The sequence below is a fragment of the Litorimonas sp. genome, assembly GCA_029936425.1.
GTDB lineage: Bacteria > Pseudomonadota > Alphaproteobacteria > Caulobacterales > Maricaulaceae > Litorimonas.
Window position 1 is genome coordinate 1 of the sequence record JAPYSU010000004.1, and the last position, 18,326, is coordinate 18,326.

Annotated in this window: 16 protein-coding genes and 1 tRNA gene; 12 read left to right on the top strand and 5 right to left on the bottom strand. The window is 52.6% G+C overall.

Features of this window, described 5'->3' with window-relative positions:
- Positions 1-428: 428 nt before the first annotated feature.
- Positions 429-3,053, bottom strand: a complete 2,625-nt coding sequence (topA, locus tag ACN0IC_RS04785; RefSeq protein WP_416877630.1) for a type I DNA topoisomerase — start codon at positions 3,051-3,053, stop codon at positions 429-431.
- A 189-nt stretch (positions 3,054-3,242) separates the two neighbouring features.
- Between topA and ACN0IC_RS04790 the strand changes: the two genes are divergently transcribed.
- A complete protein-coding gene (locus tag ACN0IC_RS04790; protein ID WP_416877631.1) occupies positions 3,243-3,422 on the top strand; it encodes a hypothetical protein in 180 nt (59 codons plus the stop codon).
- On the opposite strand, the gene dprA is transcribed toward ACN0IC_RS04790, so the two are convergent.
- Both dprA and plsY read right to left on the bottom strand, forming a co-directional pair.
- Positions 3,419-4,525: a DNA-processing protein DprA gene (gene dprA, locus ACN0IC_RS04795; RefSeq protein ID WP_416877632.1), complete on the bottom strand. Its 1,107-nt coding sequence runs from the start codon at positions 4,523-4,525 to the stop codon at positions 3,419-3,421. The genes ACN0IC_RS04790 and dprA overlap by 4 nt on opposite strands.
- Positions 4,525-5,118 carry a glycerol-3-phosphate 1-O-acyltransferase PlsY gene (gene plsY, locus ACN0IC_RS04800; RefSeq protein WP_416877633.1) on the bottom strand — a complete coding sequence of 198 codons (594 nt, stop codon included), beginning with the start codon at positions 5,116-5,118 and terminating at the stop codon, positions 4,525-4,527. Before plsY ends, dprA begins: the two co-directional genes overlap by 1 nt.
- A 224-nt stretch (positions 5,119-5,342) precedes the next feature.
- Between plsY and ACN0IC_RS04805 the strand changes: the two genes are divergently transcribed.
- Complete coding sequence (locus tag ACN0IC_RS04805) at positions 5,343-5,591, top strand: type II toxin-antitoxin system ParD family antitoxin (RefSeq protein WP_416877634.1); 249 nt, start codon at positions 5,343-5,345, stop codon at positions 5,589-5,591.
- The gene (locus ACN0IC_RS04810) at positions 5,588-5,875 is read left to right on the top strand and encodes a type II toxin-antitoxin system RelE/ParE family toxin (protein WP_416877635.1); all 288 of its coding nucleotides are present in this window, start codon (positions 5,588-5,590) and stop codon (positions 5,873-5,875) included. The genes ACN0IC_RS04805 and ACN0IC_RS04810 overlap by 4 nt, the downstream gene beginning before the upstream one ends.
- 126 nt (positions 5,876-6,001) lie before the next feature.
- On the opposite strand, the gene ACN0IC_RS04815 is transcribed toward ACN0IC_RS04810, so the two are convergent.
- Positions 6,002-6,072 (bottom strand) — tRNA-Cys (locus tag ACN0IC_RS04815).
- Between the two features lie 193 nt (positions 6,073-6,265).
- Here ACN0IC_RS04815 and ACN0IC_RS04820 point away from each other — a divergent pair.
- From ACN0IC_RS04820 to ACN0IC_RS04840, 5 genes are all read left to right on the top strand, one after another.
- Positions 6,266-6,919, top strand: coding sequence for a protein-L-isoaspartate O-methyltransferase family protein (locus ACN0IC_RS04820; protein ID WP_416877636.1), 654 nt, complete (start codon positions 6,266-6,268; stop codon positions 6,917-6,919).
- Between the two features lie 102 nt (positions 6,920-7,021).
- Positions 7,022-8,608: a TolC family outer membrane protein gene (locus tag ACN0IC_RS04825; RefSeq protein ID WP_416877637.1), complete on the top strand. Its 1,587-nt coding sequence runs from the start codon at positions 7,022-7,024 to the stop codon at positions 8,606-8,608.
- A gap of 112 nt (positions 8,609-8,720) precedes the next feature.
- Positions 8,721-10,523, top strand: coding sequence for a DUF2497 domain-containing protein (locus tag ACN0IC_RS04830; protein ID WP_416877638.1), 1,803 nt, complete (start codon positions 8,721-8,723; stop codon positions 10,521-10,523).
- A gap of 127 nt (positions 10,524-10,650) precedes the next feature.
- On the top strand, positions 10,651-13,623 hold the full coding sequence (locus tag ACN0IC_RS04835; RefSeq protein ID WP_416877639.1) for a valine--tRNA ligase: 2,973 nt from the start codon (positions 10,651-10,653) through the stop codon (positions 13,621-13,623).
- A gap of 54 nt (positions 13,624-13,677) precedes the next feature.
- A complete protein-coding gene (locus ACN0IC_RS04840; protein ID WP_416877640.1) occupies positions 13,678-14,580 on the top strand; it encodes a DUF3137 domain-containing protein in 903 nt (300 codons plus the stop codon).
- Here the strand turns inward: ACN0IC_RS04840 and xth are convergent.
- The gene (xth, locus tag ACN0IC_RS04845; RefSeq protein ID WP_416877641.1) at positions 14,577-15,374 is read right to left on the bottom strand and encodes an exodeoxyribonuclease III; all 798 of its coding nucleotides are present in this window, start codon (positions 15,372-15,374) and stop codon (positions 14,577-14,579) included. The two genes, ACN0IC_RS04840 and xth, sit on opposite strands and share 4 nt — an antisense overlap.
- A 151-nt stretch (positions 15,375-15,525) precedes the next feature.
- Between xth and ACN0IC_RS04850 the strand changes: the two genes are divergently transcribed.
- The 4 genes from ACN0IC_RS04850 (at position 15,526) to ACN0IC_RS04865 (ending at position 18,326) form a co-directional block, all read left to right on the top strand.
- Positions 15,526-15,768, top strand: a complete 243-nt coding sequence (locus ACN0IC_RS04850; RefSeq protein ID WP_416877642.1) for a helix-turn-helix transcriptional regulator — start codon at positions 15,526-15,528, stop codon at positions 15,766-15,768.
- A gap of 9 nt (positions 15,769-15,777) precedes the next feature.
- Positions 15,778-16,230: a hypothetical protein gene (locus tag ACN0IC_RS04855; protein WP_416877643.1), complete on the top strand. Its 453-nt coding sequence runs from the start codon at positions 15,778-15,780 to the stop codon at positions 16,228-16,230.
- Positions 16,231-16,331: 101 nt separating this feature from the next.
- On the top strand, positions 16,332-17,990 hold the full coding sequence (gene ettA, locus ACN0IC_RS04860) for an energy-dependent translational throttle protein EttA (RefSeq protein WP_416877644.1): 1,659 nt from the start codon (positions 16,332-16,334) through the stop codon (positions 17,988-17,990).
- Between the two features lie 9 nt (positions 17,991-17,999).
- The gene (locus ACN0IC_RS04865; protein ID WP_416877645.1) at positions 18,000-18,326 is read left to right on the top strand and encodes an antibiotic biosynthesis monooxygenase; all 327 of its coding nucleotides are present in this window, start codon (positions 18,000-18,002) and stop codon (positions 18,324-18,326) included.

The window sequence follows — 18,326 nt, forward strand, 5'->3', positions numbered from 1 at the left end:
CGTCTCGTGCTCCAGAAGGTGACGTCTTCCTGTCCATGAGCAAAAGAACAATTTTAGTTTGGCCGAGACAGAAATCGATAAAATCGATTTCCGGCCCGAACCAAAATTGTCAGAGCCGGGGCAACGCCCCGTCAAAAACAACTTAATAAATATAAGGGTAAATAGGGAAGTGAGGATCTATCTCTTGGGATTTTTGTAAGGGGTTGAAAGGGCTTGGGTTTTTAAGGGGGTAAACGGGGATGTTTATTTATGACACCCCGTTCATCCCGCCGAAGGGCGGGATCCAGTTTGTGCTATTAGCGACCTGTTACAAATTTACGAGACGGGACGGTTTTCAAACCCGCATCTGATTAGACTGACTACAAGCCTTGAGTATCTGGACCCCGCTCTTCAGCGGGGTGAGCGGGATAAGAACCGTAAATTTAGTTTTATTTCTTCGCTGCAGGCTTTTTCTTAGCGGCTGTCTTTTTCGCAGCCGGTTTTTTGTTTGCCGCAGGCTTCTTTTTGGCCGCCGTTTTTTTCTTCGCCGCCGTTTTCTTCTTCGCTGCAGGCTTTTTCTTTTTACTGCCTTTAGCTTCCTTCGCGGCAATATAGTCCACAGCCATTTCCATCGTCACCTCTTGCGGGTCCTGACCCTTGGGGATGGTGGCGTTGATCTTTTCGTATTTCACATAGGGACCATAGCGGCCCTCCATGACCTGAACCGGCTTTTCCGTCGACGGATGTTTGCCAAGGTCTTTCAGGACCTTGCCGCCGCGAGAGCGTTTGCTTGGATTGGCGATTTTATCGGCAATCATATCGACGGCGCGGTTCAGACCCACTTCCCACATGTCTTCGATGTCGGGCAGGTTCACATAGGTCGTATTGTGCTTGATATAGGGACCAAAGCGGCCGAGAGCCGTGATAATCTGATTGCCATCTTCGGGATGGCTGCCGATTTTACGTGGCAGGTCAATTAGGCGCAGACCTTTTTCAAGGTCCATTGCGTCATAGCTCCAGGTCTTTGGCAGGCTCGTCCTCTTGGGCTTTTTCTCTGTTTCCATCTCGACATAAGGGCCGAAACGTCCGGTTTTCAGGACAACGTCTTTTCCGGTTTCGGGGTGAACGCCGAGGATTTTGTCTTCTGCCTGAGCGTCCGCCGCTTCACCTTGTCCAAAGGGGCGGGTCATTTTGCACTCAGGATAGTTTGAACAGCCGACAAAAGCGCCAAATTTACCCAGTTTCAGTGAAAGTTCGCCATCATCACAGCTTGGACATTTGCGCGGGTCAGAGCCATCTTCCTTTGGCGGGAAGACGAGAGGGCGGAGCGCGTCATTCAAGGCGTCCAGCACATGGGTGATGCGCAGGTCTTTTGTCTCCGCAATACTGGCGGAAAATTCCTTCCAGAATTCCTCCAGCAGTTTCTTATATTCCAGATCCCCGGAGGAGACGAGATCGAGACGTTCCTCAAGATCCGCCGTGTAATTATACTGGACATATTTTTCGAAGAAGTTTTCGAGGAAGGCGGTCAGAAGGCGGCCTTTATCGTCTGGAGAGAAGCGGCGTTTTTCGAGATTCACATAGCCGCGATCCTGCAGGACTTTCAGGATTGACGCATAGGTGGAGGGCCGGCCAATGCCGAGCTCTTCCATCTTTTTGACCAGAGACGCCTCGGAATAGCGGGGCGGCGGCTGAGTGAAATGCTGATCGGCAGAAACCTCTTTGGCATCTGCATTGTCGCCGGTTTTGACGGGTGGAAGCGTTGTATCTTCTTCGTCGCCATCGGACTTTTTCTTTTTGTTTTCGCCGTATACTTTCAGAAAGCCGTCAAAGCGGACGATCTGGCCCGTCGCGCGGAGTTCAACCGTTTTACGGTCCGAGATTGTCACCGTGGTGCGATCCAGAATGGCAGATTCCATCTGGCTGGCCATGGCGCGTTTCCAGATCAGCTCATAGAGCTTCTTCTGGTCGCCCTGCAGGCGGAGCGAGTCCGGCGTACGAGAGAAACTGGTAGGGCGGATGGCTTCATGGGCCTCCTGCGCGTTTTTCGCTTTGGACGTATAAACGCGGTGCTGTCCCGGGAGGTATTTGTCTCCATAATTGGACGCGATCGCGGCGCGGCAATCACTGATGGCTTCGCCGACCATCGAAATGCCGTCGGTTCGCATATAGGTGATAAGACCAGTGGTCTCGCCGCCAATGTCTATACCCTCATAAAGCCGCTGCGCCGTTTGCATGGTTTGCGTGGCAGAGAAGCCGAGCTTGCGGGAGGCGTCCTGTTGCAGGGTCGAAGTCGTAAAGGGCGGGTAAGGATTACGCGTAATCGGCTTGGCTTCGACGCTTTCAATGGAAAGGTCAGCGGCCTCAACGGCGGCTTTGGCTTTAAGGGCGAGCTCTTCATTATTGAGCGTGAACTTTTCAAGTTTTTCGCCGTCCAGCGCAACGAGGCGCGCCGGGAAGTCGCCGGAGCCGGATTTTATTTTGCCCTCAACCGTCCAGTATTCTTGCGGGTCAAATTTCTCGATTTCGGTTTCGCGCTCGCAGATAAGACGCAGAGCGACGGATTGAACGCGGCCGGCAGAGCGAGCGCCCGGAAGCTTTCTCCACAGGACAGGCGAGAGGGTAAAGCCAACGAGGTAATCCAGCGCGCGGCGGGCGAGGTAAGCCTCGACCAGTTCCATATCGAGTTGGCGCGGATTGGCGATCGCGTCCGTGACTGATTTTTTGGTAATGGCGTTAAAGACAACCCGTTCGACAGGCTTGCCTTTAAAGGCTTTTTTCTTCGACAGAACTTCGAGCAAATGCCAGGAAATCGCTTCGCCTTCTCTGTCCGGGTCGGTCGCGAGGATGAGTTTCTCTGACGAATCGAGTGCGTTCTCGATATCCTTGATGCGTTTTTTCGATTGCGTATCGACGCTCCACGACATGGCGAAATCATCATCAGGATCGACGGAGCCATTTTTGGACGGCAAATCCCGCACATGGCCGAAACTGGCCAAGACTTTGTAATCCTTACCTAAATACTTTTCAATCGTCTTGGCTTTGGCCGGTGACTCGACAATGACTAGATTCATTTTATGTCTTACCTTCTGTCATATTGCCTTGGGTTGGGCGGGCAATAGCGGCGCTCATTTGGTCTGCGACGTCCAGAATGTCAACTCGCAGAGATGTGTCGAATATCAACTACACGTCATAGTTTAGTCTTGATATATTGCTCGCTATAGTTACAATCCGGTATTCTCATATCTGATAAAGGATTTGATATGCCGACCTCGCTCCCCTCCCAGCCTGAGACGTTTCACCTCTCGCCGGATCAAATCAAACTCTTGGATTATCTTCATGATATGACCCAGCAACTCTGTGAGCTCGCAGCGATGGGCGGCTTCGCAGATGTGAAAACATCGCTGGACGAAACGCTCACCTGTATAAAGGCGCTGCGTTAGTAAAGCCCTGAAATCCGTCCATCGGCTTCGACGGCAATTTCCGCGTTCAGTTCCAATTCAAGGAGGGCGGCATTTACGATGGAGGTTGGCAGCTCGCTGGCCCGAATAATATCGTCCCGCGGTGAGGGCGTAGGCGATAAGACATCCAATATTTGTGTTTTCGCGCTCTCTATTTCTTTGGCGGCGACCTGCCATGAAACAGGCGGATCCTCATAAGTTTCCTCCGGTTCCAGAAACTGCGTGTCTGGCAGGCCGGCGAGGCATTCCAGAATGTCGTCGGCACTTTCTATCAGAGCCGCCCCCTGACGGATGAGGCGGTTGCAACCCTTTGTACGCGGATCGAGCGGAGAGCCGGGCGCGGCCATGACCTCGCGTCCCTGTTCTGCCGCATAGCGCGCCGTAATAAGCGTGCCGGACCGCTCCGCCGCTTCTATTACAACCACGCCCCGGCAAAGGCCGGAAATGATGCGGTTGCGGCGCGGAAAGTCGCGGGCGGTTGCGCGGTATCCCAGAGGGCTTTCACTGACCAACAGGCCGCGCTCTCGCATCTCAAGATGGAGGTCTTCGTTCTGGCGGGGATAGATATGATCCACGCCGCCGCCAAGGACGCCGATCGTGCCGTGGTCCAAGGCCGCGCGATGCGCGCAACCGTCAATGCCCCTCGCCAGACCTGAGACTACAACAAACCCTTCTTCGGCTAGCTCCCCAGCAATTCTTCCGGCAAAGCGCTGGCCATTGGCCGACGCGTTACGGGATCCGATAATCGCCACACAGGGTTTGGACAGAAGACCACTTTGCCCCCAGATACTTATAAGGGGCGGCGGCGGGTCGATAGCGCGTAGCGGCGCGGGATAATCAGGTTCGCACGCGGCAAGCAAACGAATGCCCAGTCTTTCACTGGCCTCCATTTCCGCTTCGACCTGCTGGAGCGATGGCGGTCGTATATCCTTTTTACGAATAAGCCCGGGCAGGGCGTCGAGCGCTTTGGCGGCGGTCCCGAACCGTTTGAGCAGATCGCGAAACGCAACGGGGCCAACCGTGTGAGTTCGTGTGAGGCGAAGCCAGTCTCGACGCTCGGCAAAACTCAATTCGCGAAGCTGCATCAGCCCTTTTGTCCGATTTTACTCTCCTGTCCTTTCAAAAGACGGGAAATATTCTCGCGGTGACGAATGAGAATGATGACGGCCATAAAACTGACCATCAGAGCGGCGGCCAAAGGCGAAATCAACCACGCCAGAATAGAGGAAAACACACAGGCGAGGAGCGCGCCGAGAGAGGAGAGGCGGGTAATGAACGCCGTCGCCAGCCAGACAATGGCGGCAAAAAGTCCGACGGGCCAAACCAGGGCGAACAAGCCGCCGAAAAATGTCGCCACGCCTTTGCCGCCTTTAAAGCCGAGCCAGACAGGGTAGCAATGACCGACCAGGGCCGCCGCCGCGGCGATGTAACCATAGGGCTGTCCGAAAAAATGCGCGACCACCAGCCCGGTCACGCCCGCTTTGGCAGCGTCGAGTAATAGGGTGAGCGCCGCGATATCCTTGCGTCCTGTCCGCAAAACATTGGTTGCGCCGATATTTCCGGATCCAATTTTCCGAATATCCCCCTGACCAGTGGCTTTGGCCAAGAGCAGCCCAAAGGGAATTGCGCCGAAAAAATATCCAGCCAGAAGGGCCATGAAAGTAGGAAAAAGGCTCATTCCGAAAAGTTGCCCAAATGTAACGTCAGAGTAAAGCGAAAATATCCATCCGCGTGACCCGGTAGGGTCTGCCGGGCGAAGCCCGGAGCGCGCGGATGCGGCCAAACCATAAGGAACTCAAGATGGTCGATACAAAATCATTTTTGATAACCACGCTGATAACGAACAAAATTTGCAAAATACCAATTATTGGTATATAGTACACAATAAAGGAAATTCAAATTATGGCACACAATACCTCTATCTCCCTCGGAGACCATTTTTCCAGTTTTATCGGCACTCAAATTGGTGCGGGTCGGTATAATTCAGCCAGCGACGTAATTCGGGCAGGATTGCGGTTACTGGAAGAGCATGAAGCAAAAGTTCAAGCTTTGCAGGAAGCTTTAATAGCAGGGGAAAAATCGGGCAAAGCCGCCCCTTTTGATTTTGACAAGTTTATTGAAAAGAAACATGGCGAATTTAACGCCAAATGAAACCTGTTAAATACTCCCCGTTAGCCCAAAATGACATAAGCGATATTTGGGACTATACTTTTGATCACTGGGGGTTGAAACAAGCTACCATCTACGTCCAAACCCTTCGAGACTCATCACACGCCCTTTCGACTGGGAGCGTGATAGGCCGAGCCGTTGATATTCGGGAAGGGTATTTCAAATATCCAGCAGGTGAACACTTTATCTTTTATAAAGAAACTGACTCTGAAATTACGGTTATCCGCATCCTCCATAAAAGCATGGATGTTGGAAGACATCTATAAACGACTTCATGAAACTTCGGGGCAGATTAAGTCCGGCGGATAGAGATAAATCTCAATCCTTCGGCATATCGGCAAATCGTTCCACTGGAACGATTATCACGATATGGGTCACGAGGATGGACTGCGAGGTACCACCCGGAATCGAACCGGGGTTCACGGATTTGCAATCCGGTGCGTCACCACTCCGCCATGGTACCATCGCAGGGCCGTCCTCTTAGCGAGAGGTTTTGCGCTTCGCAAGCCTGATTTATCGCCCTTTGCATGTGAGATATACGAATTCCGCCATTGCAAGGCTTTGGACTGGCAGTCTATAGCGTAGCCGCGTAAAGACGCCTTGTAAGTGGGGATAGGTCGTGAGACTCTATTCCGCGATAAAGATGAGGAAAATTCATGTTCGACTTCGCCAAAGCGCGTGATCATATGGTGGAAAGCCAAATCCGGACCAGTGATGTGACGGAACCGGCTATTCTGAAAGCTTTTCGGACCACCCCGCGGGAGAAATTCGTTCCCAAAGCCAAATCGGCTCTGGCTTATGGCGATTCCCATATAAAAATGGATGAAGGCCGTATCATGCTTCGCCCGCGTGACTTTGCCAAACTTATAGACGCTGCCGAGATCAGATCTTCTGACATTATTCTCGATATTGCTTGTGGCCGAGGATATTCGACCGCGATTATGGCGAAACTGGCGGATACAGTCGTGGGTCTGGAAACAACGGATGAAGCCGTCGACAAGGCTACAGATTTGTTAAACGCCGCCGATATCAGTAACGCCGCTGTCGTGAAAGGCGAATTGAAAGCGGGCGCGTCAGAGCATGGGCCTTTCAACGTCATTTTTGTCAACGGCGCGGTGACGGAAGTTCCCGAAAGCTGGATTTCACAATTGGCGAATAAGGGCCGATTGGTCTGTATCGTTCAGAATGGCCCCATGGGACGCGGGACGGTTTATACTAAATCCGGGAATCAAATCGGGGAGCGCGTCGTCTTTGATGCTTCGGCCCCTATCCTGGCGGGATTTGAGCGCGAAGCAGCGTTTGTCTTTTAAGATATGAAAGTGGAGATATCTCCAAATTTCTCAAAACACTTTTTTAGCTTGCACCGTATATTGTTCGTGGAAGAGAGCTCTTAATATCAGCTTTAAGGTTATATGACTCGCAAATTCCAAATGCTTGCTCAAATCTTGTCGGTTCTGGCCTTGAGCGGTTTGGCGCTAAGCTCTCCAGCCTCTGCCGAAACTTTGTCAGAGGCCTTGGTTGCGGTCTATAATAAAAATCCCCAGCTTCTGGCCGCTCGCGCCCGTTTGAGAGAGGTCGACGAAGATTACATCCAGGCCCGGGCGCAGGGACGCTTTTCTGTTACTGCCAGTGGTCAATATAGCCGGTCCGTCTTGAAGGGATCCGGCATCGGAAGCGGCCAGAGTTTTGGGCAGGGCGATATCCCCGATAATATCCCGCCGGGATCCAGACCGGATAATCTATTCTATTTCGCGCCGAGCGCCGCTCAGGTCGAAATCGTACAGCCGCTTTATCAGGGCGGGCGGGTTAGAGCCCTCAAGGAGCAGGCAAAAGCCGGAATATTGGCGCAGCGAGAAAGCCTGCGCGCCACAGAGAATCAATTATTTCTGGCGGGGGCAAATGCCTATCTGGATGTTCAACAGGCCGAAGAAGCGGCCCGTATTCGCCGAAATAATGTAAAGGTTCTGACTCGACAGCTGGACGCCGCCAATGAGAGGTTTGACGTCGGAGTCGGGACCAAAACTGATATTGCTCAGTCAGATGCTCGTCTCGCGGGGGCGGAAGCCGGTCTGGCCCAGGCCGAGGCGGCGCTTCAGAGCGCCCGGGCGAGTTATCAGCGAATCGTCGGGCGAATACCTGCGGATTTACAGCCCGTTCCGAAATTCGTCACGCCGCAGACGATTGGCGAGGCCATTGATTTGGCCCGAAAAAACAATCCGGAGCTGATTGCCGGCTATTTCAGCGAAGAAGCCGGCGAGGCCGCCATTGATGTGGCCAAATCCGCCGGACGCCCAACAATATCTTTAAACGGAAATGTCGCGGCGCAGCGCGGCCAGCTCTTCGGGTTTGAACAGTCCGAAGCCGCAGAAATTACGGCTCAAATTAGCATTCCGATTTTTTCCGGCGGGCTGAACAGCTCCCGCGTTCGGCAGGCCGAACATGTGAAGACCCGTCTGGGGTTTGAAAGCCGGGACCGCGAAAGGGCGGTGGATGAAGCCATACGACAAATCTGGGCGCAGAGAGAGGCCGCGCGGGCCACCTTGATCGCCAGTCAGAAACAGGTTGAGTCTGCTGAAGTTGCATTTGAAGGGGTTTCTCTGGAACTTGAAGTCGGCAACCGGAGTCAACTCGATGTGCTCGATGCGGAGCAGGAACTTTTGAATGCCAAGCTTTCCCTTATTGAAGCCGGGCGGAATCTGAATGCGTCAACTTTCCAGCTTCTTTCCACGATCGGCGTTTTTGATTCGGAAGGCATTCCCTTAAATCTTGACGCCCCATATGATCCAGATCAGAATTTTGAAACGGTCAGAAATGACGGCCTGACCCGGCTCGTGGACAAAGTGGTGCCAAGCTCCGTACAGAAAGCTGCTGACGATATGTCCAGCGCCGTCGAGAGCGAAGTCATAAAAATTGAGAACCGCTTTGACGGATATGCCGACACAGACAGGGAAGATTCCGGAGCACAAAATCCGACTGTAAGAGATTCTCCCCACAATTGATGAACGCATTGCCTAGACAAGCCTGACGTGTTGTCTTAACCCTGAATTAATACATCTTGGGGGAGGCGTATTGAGTCGGGTTCACTTTGAATTCAGGGAAATTAGGGACACTATGTCTGAAACGACATCTGAATCAGGTCAGGCACATCTAGCGGATGAACCGAGTATGGAAGATATTCTGGACTCAATCCGCAAGATTATTGCGGATGATGACCAGACAATGGATATTTCACCGCCGCAAGCTCTGGATGTTGAAAGTTCGAGAAACCAAACGTCCGAAATTGACCCTGCCATGTCTCCCGCGAGTTTAGTGACGGATACAGTTCTGGCCCCTTCCGCAGATTATGATGAAAACAGTGTGTTTCACGGCCAGCGGGGACGATCGCCTCGGGATGAGGGCGGTTCCAATGATATCATCGATGATATGGATGATACGGTTGATCTGGACATCGAGGCGCTTTTGAGCGAAGCGCAAAGCCCGCCGGAAAGCGCTGAAAACCTGTTTCTGCAAAGTTTTAAAGAAGAGGATGATCTGGCGGATATGCTTGATATCCAAATTCCGGAGCAGGAAGACGAAAGCCTTTCAGTCGGAAGCGAGGCTCAGGACCTGACGCTCGAAGAAGACGCGGATGATGTGCTTGACCTGTCAAATCAGATTGATGTTGCGTCTGTGGAGGACAGCGATGACGATACTCTCTTTGATGAGCTTGAAGGGCTTCTAGCTGACGCGCCGCAAAATGAAACACCTCAGGCAGAAGCTAAGTTGGCTGAGCCTCAGGCGGCTGATGAGACTTTTGAGATAGAAGATCTGGATGAGATGCTGGAAGAGGCGGCAGCAGAGCCGCAAGCCGCAAGTTCGGTGGACACGCCATCTGAAAGCCCGCAAAGCGAGGCTCAAGACAAACCTGCCTTCCACTCGGATGAGGCGGATATGGATATGGTCAAGTCCCTGATGGCGGATTTGACCGAACCGGAAACCGACTCTCAGTCGTCTGCGGAATCGGCGGCGCGTGAGGACGCTCAATTTTCATCCGCGATTGATGAAAAAATTCCGGATATCGGTGATATTCTGGAAGAAAATTTCGAAGGTGATGTCGCAAAGGATTCAGGCTCTGAAACAGGTTCAGACTCGCAAGAAGTTACGGCGCAGTCTCAGAAATCTGAAAATGACGCCGATATTATAAAACCGGATTTTGATGATTCCGATATTCTGGATGAGATCATTAACATGGGCCTCGACGATGAAATGGACGGGGACCTAAATCTGGAAATTCCGGAGCCTGAAAGTCAGGTTGAGCTGACGCAGGCCGAAGAAGTTTATTCTTCTGAGACACTTGATGAAGACCCTCTGGATTCTCTGATCGAAGATAACGAGCCCGAAAAAGCGGAAGAAGAGCTTGAAGTTCAGGTTACGGCGCAATCGTTGATTTCCAGCCTGATGGAAATTGCGGGCGAGGCGGAACACGACGCAGAAGAAGCGGAAGCAAAACTCAGCGCCGCCCAAACGGCGGACGACCAGACTGGCTTAAGAACCGATACTACCCAGAATACAGCCAAGGACACCCCTTCGGCTGAAGCGGCTGAAACATCTACAGAGGACGTGCAGACATCTGCTGATGTCGTCGAAATCTCTGCTAAAACAAACCCAAAGGAGACTGCAGACATGCCCAAAGCTGCCGTAAATCAAGATAGAATTCTCGACGAAGTGAGCGGAGAAGCGGCGTCCAACGCCTTTGCATCTCTGAATAACATGGTTGAGGAAAAAGCCATCAAAGCCGAACGGGGTGACCGCATTGGCGATCTCGTCATGGAAGCGCTTCGTCCCATGCTCAAAGAGTGGCTGGACGAACATTTAAATGACATTGTTGAGCGCGCTGTGACGAAAGAAGTTCAGCGGATTTCTTCCGGTAAGTAGATTTCTCTGCCTCTTTTCTTTTGAGGCAGAGCGCGATAAACCCCGTCTTCCTGGCCGAGGCTTCAATGCTGTGGCCGGGTAGACGGGTTTTTTATTTAGGCCCCGAACAATCTGTTTAGGTAAAGTGATGTTAGAGAAAAATTTCGATCCGAAAGAGGTGGAACAGCGCCTTTATAAAATGTGGGAGGAAAGCGGCGCGTTCAAACCGCGCGCGGCCAAGCCTGAGGACACCAAGGACGATAATTTCTCAATCGTGATCCCGCCGCCCAATGTGACGGGCAGCTTGCATATGGGCCATGCGGTCAATAATACGATTCAGGACATTCTGGTTCGGTATAACCGGATGAAAGGTAAAGCCGTGTTATGGCAGCCGGGCGCCGACCATGCGGGCATTGCCACGCAAATGGTAGTGGAGCGCAAACTCGCCGGCGAGGGCAAAGCGCGCAAAGACATGACCCGCGAAGACTTTCTGAACCATGTCTGGGCGTGGAAAAAAGAAAGCGGCGACAACATCACAACGCAGCTTCGCCGCCTCGGCTCCTCTTGCGACTGGTCGCGCGAGAAATTCACCCTTGGCGATCCGGACGATGACAGCGATAAAATGGCGGAGGCTATCACCAAGGCTTTCGTCGATATGTATAATGACGGGCTGATTTACCGCGACAAGCGTCTGGTCAATTGGGACCCGCATTTCCAGACGGCAATTTCCGATCTGGAAGTCGAGAATATCGAAAAAGACGGTCACTTCTGGCACTTCAAATATCCGCTCGACGGCGGCGAGACCTATACCTATGTCGAAAAAGACGAGGACGGAAACGTCACGCTGACGGAAGAGCGCGATTATATTTCCATCGCCACGACACGTCCTGAAACCATGCTCGGCGACGGCGCGGTGGCGGTTCATCCTGACGATGAACGCTACGCCTCGATTGTCGGAAAAAAGGTGCGTCTGCCGCTCGCCAACCGTTTGATCCCGATCATCACGGATGAATATCCCGATATGGATTTTGGCTCCGGCGCGGTAAAAATTACGGGCGCGCATGACTTCAACGATTACGAAGTCGCCAAGCGGAACGACATTCCGATGTACTCGCTCATGGATGAAAAAGGCGTCATGATCGCCAGCGAGGACAAAGACGGAAACGCCGTCATGCCGGAGAAATATGTCGGCATGGATCGGTTCAAGGCGCGCAAGGCCGTGGTCGAGGATATCGACGCCGAAGGCTTGCTCATTAAGATCGAAGACAAGAAAATCCAGCAACCGATTGGCGACCGCTCGGGTGTGGTCATTGAACCCATGCTGACCGACCAATGGTTTGTCGCGGCCGATAAAATGGCCGGTGAGGCGATGGCGAAAGTTGCCGACGGGTCAACCAACTTTGTCCCTGAAAACTGGAAGAAGACCTATGACCACTGGATGGAGAATATACAGCCTTGGTGTATCTCCCGGCAATTATGGTGGGGACATCAAATCCCGGCTTGGTATGGTCCGAATAGAAACTTTCAGCCCGATAAAGCGGATAATGGACCCGAGGAAATAATAGTCGCCTTTGATAAGCAACAAGCTATTGAGAAGTGCAAAGAAATATATGGTAACGAAGTCGAAGTATCATTTTCACAAAAGGATCAACGGTCAGGGATGACCTATGGTGTTGGTACCTCATCAGGAAAAATTAATTCAGTAACTCTTGTTCAAGATTCAGACGTTCTGGACACCTGGTTCTCCTCCGGTCTCTGGCCGTTCTCGACTCTCGGTTGGCCCGAACAGACCGAAGAACTCGAACGTTTCTACCCGACCTCCGTCCTCGTTACCGCCTTTGACATCATCTTTTTCTGGGTGGCGCGGATGATGATGCAGGGGCTTTATTTCATGGACGAAGTGCCGTTTGATGACGTTTATATTCACGCGCTTGTTCTCGACGAAGCGGGCAAGAAAATGTCCAAATCCGTCGGCAATACGCTCGACCCGCTCGATCTGATTGATGGGGTGAGCGCGGATGAGTTGGTGGCTAAGCGCACACGTGGATTGAAAAACCCGGAAAAAGCCCCGCAAATCGAGAAAGCGACGCGCAAGCAATATCCGGACGGATTCGAAGCTTACGGCGCGGACGCCCTGCGCTTTGCTCTGGCGTCGCAAGCCGGGCAGGGGCGCAATATCCGCCTGTCTGTCGAACGCATTGCGGGCTACCGGAATTTCGGCACCAAGCTCTGGTCTGCCGCCAATTTCGGCCAGATGAACGGATGTAAACCCACGGTTACCTTTGATCCATCCGATACGATTATCCCGATCAATCAGTGGATTGTGTCCGAAACGGCCAAGACGGCGCAGGAAGTGTCCCGCTATATTGAGGCCTATCGTTTCAATGACGCGGCAGACGCCATATACAAATTTGCGTGGGATACGTTCTGTAGCTGGTATCTGGAACTGACCAAGCCGCTTCTATCCGGGACGGACGGGTCCGCGAAAGAGGAAACGCAAGCGACCTTTGCCTGGGTGCTCGACCAAATCCTGAAACTCCTGCATCCCTTCATGCCGTTCATCACCGAAGAAATGTGGGATAAAATTGACGCCCGCCGCGAAAGCCATTTGATCGTCGCGGCTTGGCCCGAGTTTGGCAATGAGCTGTTCCATGTTCACGCGACAGAGGAAATTGAGTGGCTGCAAACGCTGATTACGAATATTCGTTCTGTCCGATCTGATATGAATATTCCGCCGGCCAAGAAAGCCGACCTCTTAATGCTTTCCGGTGATCTGGATCCGCGCCTGTCCTATTATGCGCCGCAACTCTCGCCCATGGCGCGTGTGGCTGAGGTGAAAACAGCAAGCGAAGCCCCGCAAGGCGCGCTCCAGACGGTGGTGGACGGGGTGACCTATGCCATCCCGCTCGAAGGTCTCATTGATTTGGACGCCGAACGCGCGCGCCTGAATAAGGAAATCGACAAGGCCCAGGAGGAAATCGATAAAATCGATAAGAAATTGAGCAATGAAGCCTTTGTCGCCAAAGCGCCGGAAAAGGTTGTCGCCTTGCAGAAAGAACGCCGCGCCGATTACGTCGCCGAGCAGGAGAAACTGAAAGAAGCCCTGGCGGGCCTTGGCTAAGGGAAAGGGACTTACCCTAACCCAACTTTAAACTTATCCCGGTAAGCCGTCTTTATGACGGCTTTCTCATTTGAAACTCCGCAAGATTTGCAGGCGCTCCGCGTTCAGCTTTATGACGTGTTCGGCTGGCAGTACCGCGCGAAATCCGTTCCGCCGCCCATCCTACCCTTATTGAATGCGACCGGAATGCTCCGTAGTCCGAGCGGACTTTTCCGCTGTAACGGCCATATTATTGGCAAAGGCTATCGCGACCTGTCTTTCGAGGTTCTGGAAACCGCCGCGAGGGATACAGACCAAAATCTGGAAGAGCCGTTTGCCCGTTTTTCAGGCCGAGGGTTTTCGGGGCTTCTCATCAGCGTGGATCACTCTACGGGATTTCTGGGCCGAACGGTGATTGTGCGGGATGCAGGAATTCTAAACCCCAAAACGCTTCAGGATATGTCGCGCGTCAGACTGGTTGATGCCGGGTTTGAAGCTCTGTTCGAAGTCTATTCCGATGACCAGGTTGAAGGGCGAAGCCTCATGACACCCGATTTTATGCAACGCCTTATGGATTTTGAGGGACTCGATATTTTCAACGGATTGCAAATAGCGTTCCTCGGGAACCGGATGCATGCACTGCTCCCGCTCGGAGAAGAGGTTCAATTCGGTTCAGACCGCCGCGCCCGAAGCGCAGAGGAAGCCAAATCAGCCATTTGCAAGGAAATGAAGCTCGTGTTCGGTTTGCTGGCGGATATGGACGCGCTTCACGCCTGCGCGAGGGCGAAAACAGAGGACGAGATGGAGGCCGAACGCCGTAAATTTTATGACGCCCGCATCGCTTTGGTCGAAGCCGCAGTTGACGAAGCGATTGAAAACGGGACGATTAAAAGCTCTGCCCGCCCTGACTATATGACTGAAACGGGGACTGATATGGTGGATCCCGCTTTATGGGGTCTGCTCCGTCCCCGAGTTTAAAGGTCAAACTCGCCCATGACCGGCACATGATCGGACGGTTTCTGGCCTTCACGGACATGACGGTGAATGACGATGCCTTTGGCTTTGTCTGCGGCCTGGGGGGATAGCAAAAGGTGGTCAATACGAATGCCGAGATTGTTCGGCCACGCGCCGCCTTGGTAATCCCAGAAACTATATTGCCCGTCGCGCCCGTCAAACTGTTCAAACATTTCCGTCAGGCCCAGATATTTCAGGGCCTGAAAAGCCTGCAGGGTTTCGGGGCGGTAAAGGGCGTCTCCCCACCAGGCTTTGGGGTCATGCGTATCGCCGGCGCGCGGAATGACATTGTAATCGCCCGCCAGAATGAGCGGCTCTTCGTTTTTCAACAGCTCTGCCGCATGAGTTTTCAGGCGGGCCATCCAACCGAGCTTATAGGTATATTTCGGGCTTTCCATCGGGTCGTCCAGAACCGGATTGCCGTTTGGCAGATAGATGGAAGCCACGCGTACGGGGCCGCCTTGGCCGCTGACCACCACTTCGAGATAACGCGCCTGCTCATCTTCGTCATCACCGGGCAGGCGGGGCGAGACTTCGTCAAAGGGGAGTTTGGACAGAACCGCCACCCCGTTATAGCTTTTCTGGCCGTGTATCGCGACATTATAGCCGAGGGCTTCGATTTCCATGAGCGGGAAGGCGTCATCCACGGTTTTGATTTCCTGGAGACAGGCAATATCCGGCTTGGCTTCTTCCAGCCATGCCGTGACCGCGTGCATCCGGGCCTTGATCGAGTTCACATTCCAAGTCGCAATTTTCATGAGAGCGTGGTCGGGCAGGGGGCGAAAAGAGTCAAGCCACCGTCTCTTTTGGAGTGAAAAAATCCTTTGAAGATAAGCGCTTACGATCACTCTTGTGAAAATAAAGAATATTGTTGTTGATATATTCAAAATGTTGTGTATATACAACAATATGATTTATAACCGCATTAAAATATTACGGACTGAGCGCGGCCTGTCCCGAAAAGACCTGGCAGAGGCTGTGGATGTGAATTTTCAGACGATCGGTTATCTGGAGCGCGGCGATTATAACGCGTCGCTGGAACTGGCGTTCAAACTCGCCGAGTTTTTCGAAGTGCCAATCGATATGGCCTTCAGCCCCCGCCCCTTCAAATCATTAGCCGAAGAATTAGCCGCGAAACGCGCGGCGGAATAGGAGAGAGTTATGAGTACAATAGCAAAGAATTGTAAACCCAAGCTAGGTCGTATGCGCGTCTCAGAAGCCCGGGTGTTAAGCTCTTTGGCTCTGGCCTTTGTTTTCGCCGGAGTCGCGTTTTATTTCATAAATTTGATTGTCGCAGCGTATGTCTCCTTCGCTGTCGCAACCATAGCCGTCTGCGTCCTTCAACGCACGGGTGTGTACCGCATTTCAGGCGGCAAACGGCTTGATGATCTCGAAAGAGACCTAAGAGCCAAGGCTTATCAAACGGCCTATTATATTTTGGGCGGGGCCACACTCCTTCTGTTTTTGACTTTCGGGATCTTGTCGAAAAACAATCTGATTTCCAATGGCGGCGAGATATGGGGGTTTCTCTTCTGGTGCTCTGCCATGTTTGTTGTGCTGGTTCCTGTGGCCTGTCTGTCCTGGAAAATGCCGAGAGAGGAAATTGAGGATTAGGGCCGCATTTCGATGAAGGTGACTGAACACTAACACTTGCAATTTTGGCGATGTCGCCGCATATCGCGCTCAAACTTTACCCCGGATTATAAGAGCGTAATATGGCCCGCCAATTTTGTTACCACATGCAAGGTCTGACGAAGAAATTCGGCAATAAGACCATTCTCGACAATGTTCACCTGTCTTTTTACCCGGATGCCAAGATTGGCCTGATCGGCGTAAATGGAGCCGGTAAGTCCACCCTGATGAAAGTCATGGCGGGCGTCGATACCGAAGTCACCGGCGAGCATTGGGCCGCCGACGGCGTGAAAGTCGGCTATCTGCCGCAGGAGCCGCGTCTCGATACGTCCAAAGACGTCTGGGGCAATGTCATTGAGGGCTGCGAAGACAAGAAAATCTTCGACACCTATAACGAAGTCGCCATGAAAATGGCGGAGGACTATTCCGACGAGCTGATGGAAGAAATGACAGCGCTCCAGGAAAAGGTCGATGGCCGCGATGCCTGGGACATCGATTCCAAAATCGAAATGGCGATGCAGGCTCTGCGCTGCCCGCCCAAAGACTCTCCCGTTGATAATCTCTCTGGCGGGGAAGCGCGCCGTGTGGCGCTGTGTCAGCTATTGCTGTCCAAACCTGACCTTCTCTTGCTTGACGAACCGACCAACCATCTGGACGCGGAAACGGTGGCGTGGCTGGAAAACTATCTGGTAAATTACAAGGGCGCGATCATTCTGATTACCCATGATCGCTATTTCCTCGACAATATCACAAACTGGACGCTCGAAGTTGATCGCGGCAAAACTTATCCGCATGAAGGCAATTACTCCTCCTGGCTCGACGCGAAAGCCAAACGTATGGATCAGGAAGGCCGGGAAGCCGATTCCAAAACCAAAGCGCTCAAGAAAGAGCTGGAATGGATCCGCTCCAACCCCAAGGCCCGCCAGACCAAATCCAAGGCCCGTATCAGCGCTTATGAAAACCTGCGCGACGAGGCCGAAAAAGAGGTCGTCTCCCACGCCGATATCCGAATCCCGATGGGCGAGCGCCTCGGCAATGTGGTGGTCGAAGCGAAAAATGTGTCCAAGGCCTTCGGCGAAAAGCTCTTGATCAAGGACCTGTCCTTCAGATTGCCGCGCGGCGGTATTGTCGGCGTTATCGGTCCGAACGGGGCAGGTAAAACCACCTTGTTTAAAATGATCACGGGCGAAGAAAAACCCGATGAAGGGGAGTTCAAAGTCGGGGAAACCGTTGAGCTCGGCTATGTCGATCAGAACCGCGACGCGCTGGATAATTCCAAAAATATCTGGGAAGCGATTTCCGATGGCCTGGACGTTATTCACATGGGCAAACGCGAAGTGCCGAGCCGGGCCTATGTCGGCGCCTTTAACTTTAAGGGCACAGACCAACAGAAGAATGTCGGACAGCTCTCCGGCGGAGAACGTAACCGCGTCAATCTCGCGAAAATGTTGACCAAGCCGGCCAATTTGCTCTTGCTCGATGAGCCGACCAATGATCTGGACCGTGAAACTCTGGCCTCTCTTGAAGTGGCGCTGGAGAAATTCCCCGGCTGTGCCGTGGTGATTTCCCATGACCGTTTCTTCCTCGACCGTGTCGCCACGCATATCCTCGCTTATGAGGGGGATAGCCATGTGGAGTGGTTCGAAGGCAATTTCGCGGACTATATCGAAGACAAGAAACGCCGTCTTGGTCCTGATGCCGATATGCCGAAAAAACTCAAATTCGTGAAATTCGATCGCTAAGGACAGGTTGTGATTATCCGGTATTGGCGCGGCTGGACGACACCGGAAAATGCTCCAATTTATCAGAAACTTCTGACCGAAGACATTATTCCGGAAATCGAATCCCGGAATATTGACGGGCTTCTGCATATAAGAATGATGCGCCGCGACACCACTGAGACGGAGAATGAAGTCGAATTTGCCACACTGATGACATTTGACGATTTGGAATCGGTCAAAAACTTTATGGGCGAAGATTACGCTCAATCTCATATTCCGGACTCTGCCAGAGCAGTTCTGAAACGCTGGGATAAACAGACGGCTCAATACGAGTTATTCGGTGATAAGCCTCAATAA

Coding starts and splice junctions, on each gene's coding strand:
- topA (WP_416877630.1), bottom strand. CDS start 3,053: ATGAATCTAGTCATTGTCGAGTCACCGGCCAAAGCCAAGACGATTGAA.
- ACN0IC_RS04790 (WP_416877631.1), top strand. CDS start 3,243: ATGCCGACCTCGCTCCCCTCCCAGCCTGAGACGTTTCACCTCTCGCCG.
- dprA (WP_416877632.1), bottom strand. CDS start 4,525: ATGCAGCTTCGCGAATTGAGTTTTGCCGAGCGTCGAGACTGGCTTCGC.
- plsY (WP_416877633.1), bottom strand. CDS start 5,118: ATGAGCCTTTTTCCTACTTTCATGGCCCTTCTGGCTGGATATTTTTTC.
- ACN0IC_RS04805 (WP_416877634.1), top strand. CDS start 5,343: ATGGCACACAATACCTCTATCTCCCTCGGAGACCATTTTTCCAGTTTT.
- ACN0IC_RS04810 (WP_416877635.1), top strand. CDS start 5,588: ATGAAACCTGTTAAATACTCCCCGTTAGCCCAAAATGACATAAGCGAT.
- ACN0IC_RS04820 (WP_416877636.1), top strand. CDS start 6,266: ATGTTCGACTTCGCCAAAGCGCGTGATCATATGGTGGAAAGCCAAATC.
- ACN0IC_RS04825 (WP_416877637.1), top strand. CDS start 7,022: ATGACTCGCAAATTCCAAATGCTTGCTCAAATCTTGTCGGTTCTGGCC.
- ACN0IC_RS04830 (WP_416877638.1), top strand. CDS start 8,721: ATGTCTGAAACGACATCTGAATCAGGTCAGGCACATCTAGCGGATGAA.
- ACN0IC_RS04835 (WP_416877639.1), top strand. CDS start 10,651: ATGTTAGAGAAAAATTTCGATCCGAAAGAGGTGGAACAGCGCCTTTAT.
- ACN0IC_RS04840 (WP_416877640.1), top strand. CDS start 13,678: ATGACGGCTTTCTCATTTGAAACTCCGCAAGATTTGCAGGCGCTCCGC.
- xth (WP_416877641.1), bottom strand. CDS start 15,374: ATGAAAATTGCGACTTGGAATGTGAACTCGATCAAGGCCCGGATGCAC.
- ACN0IC_RS04850 (WP_416877642.1), top strand. CDS start 15,526: ATGATTTATAACCGCATTAAAATATTACGGACTGAGCGCGGCCTGTCC.
- ACN0IC_RS04855 (WP_416877643.1), top strand. CDS start 15,778: ATGAGTACAATAGCAAAGAATTGTAAACCCAAGCTAGGTCGTATGCGC.
- ettA (WP_416877644.1), top strand. CDS start 16,332: ATGGCCCGCCAATTTTGTTACCACATGCAAGGTCTGACGAAGAAATTC.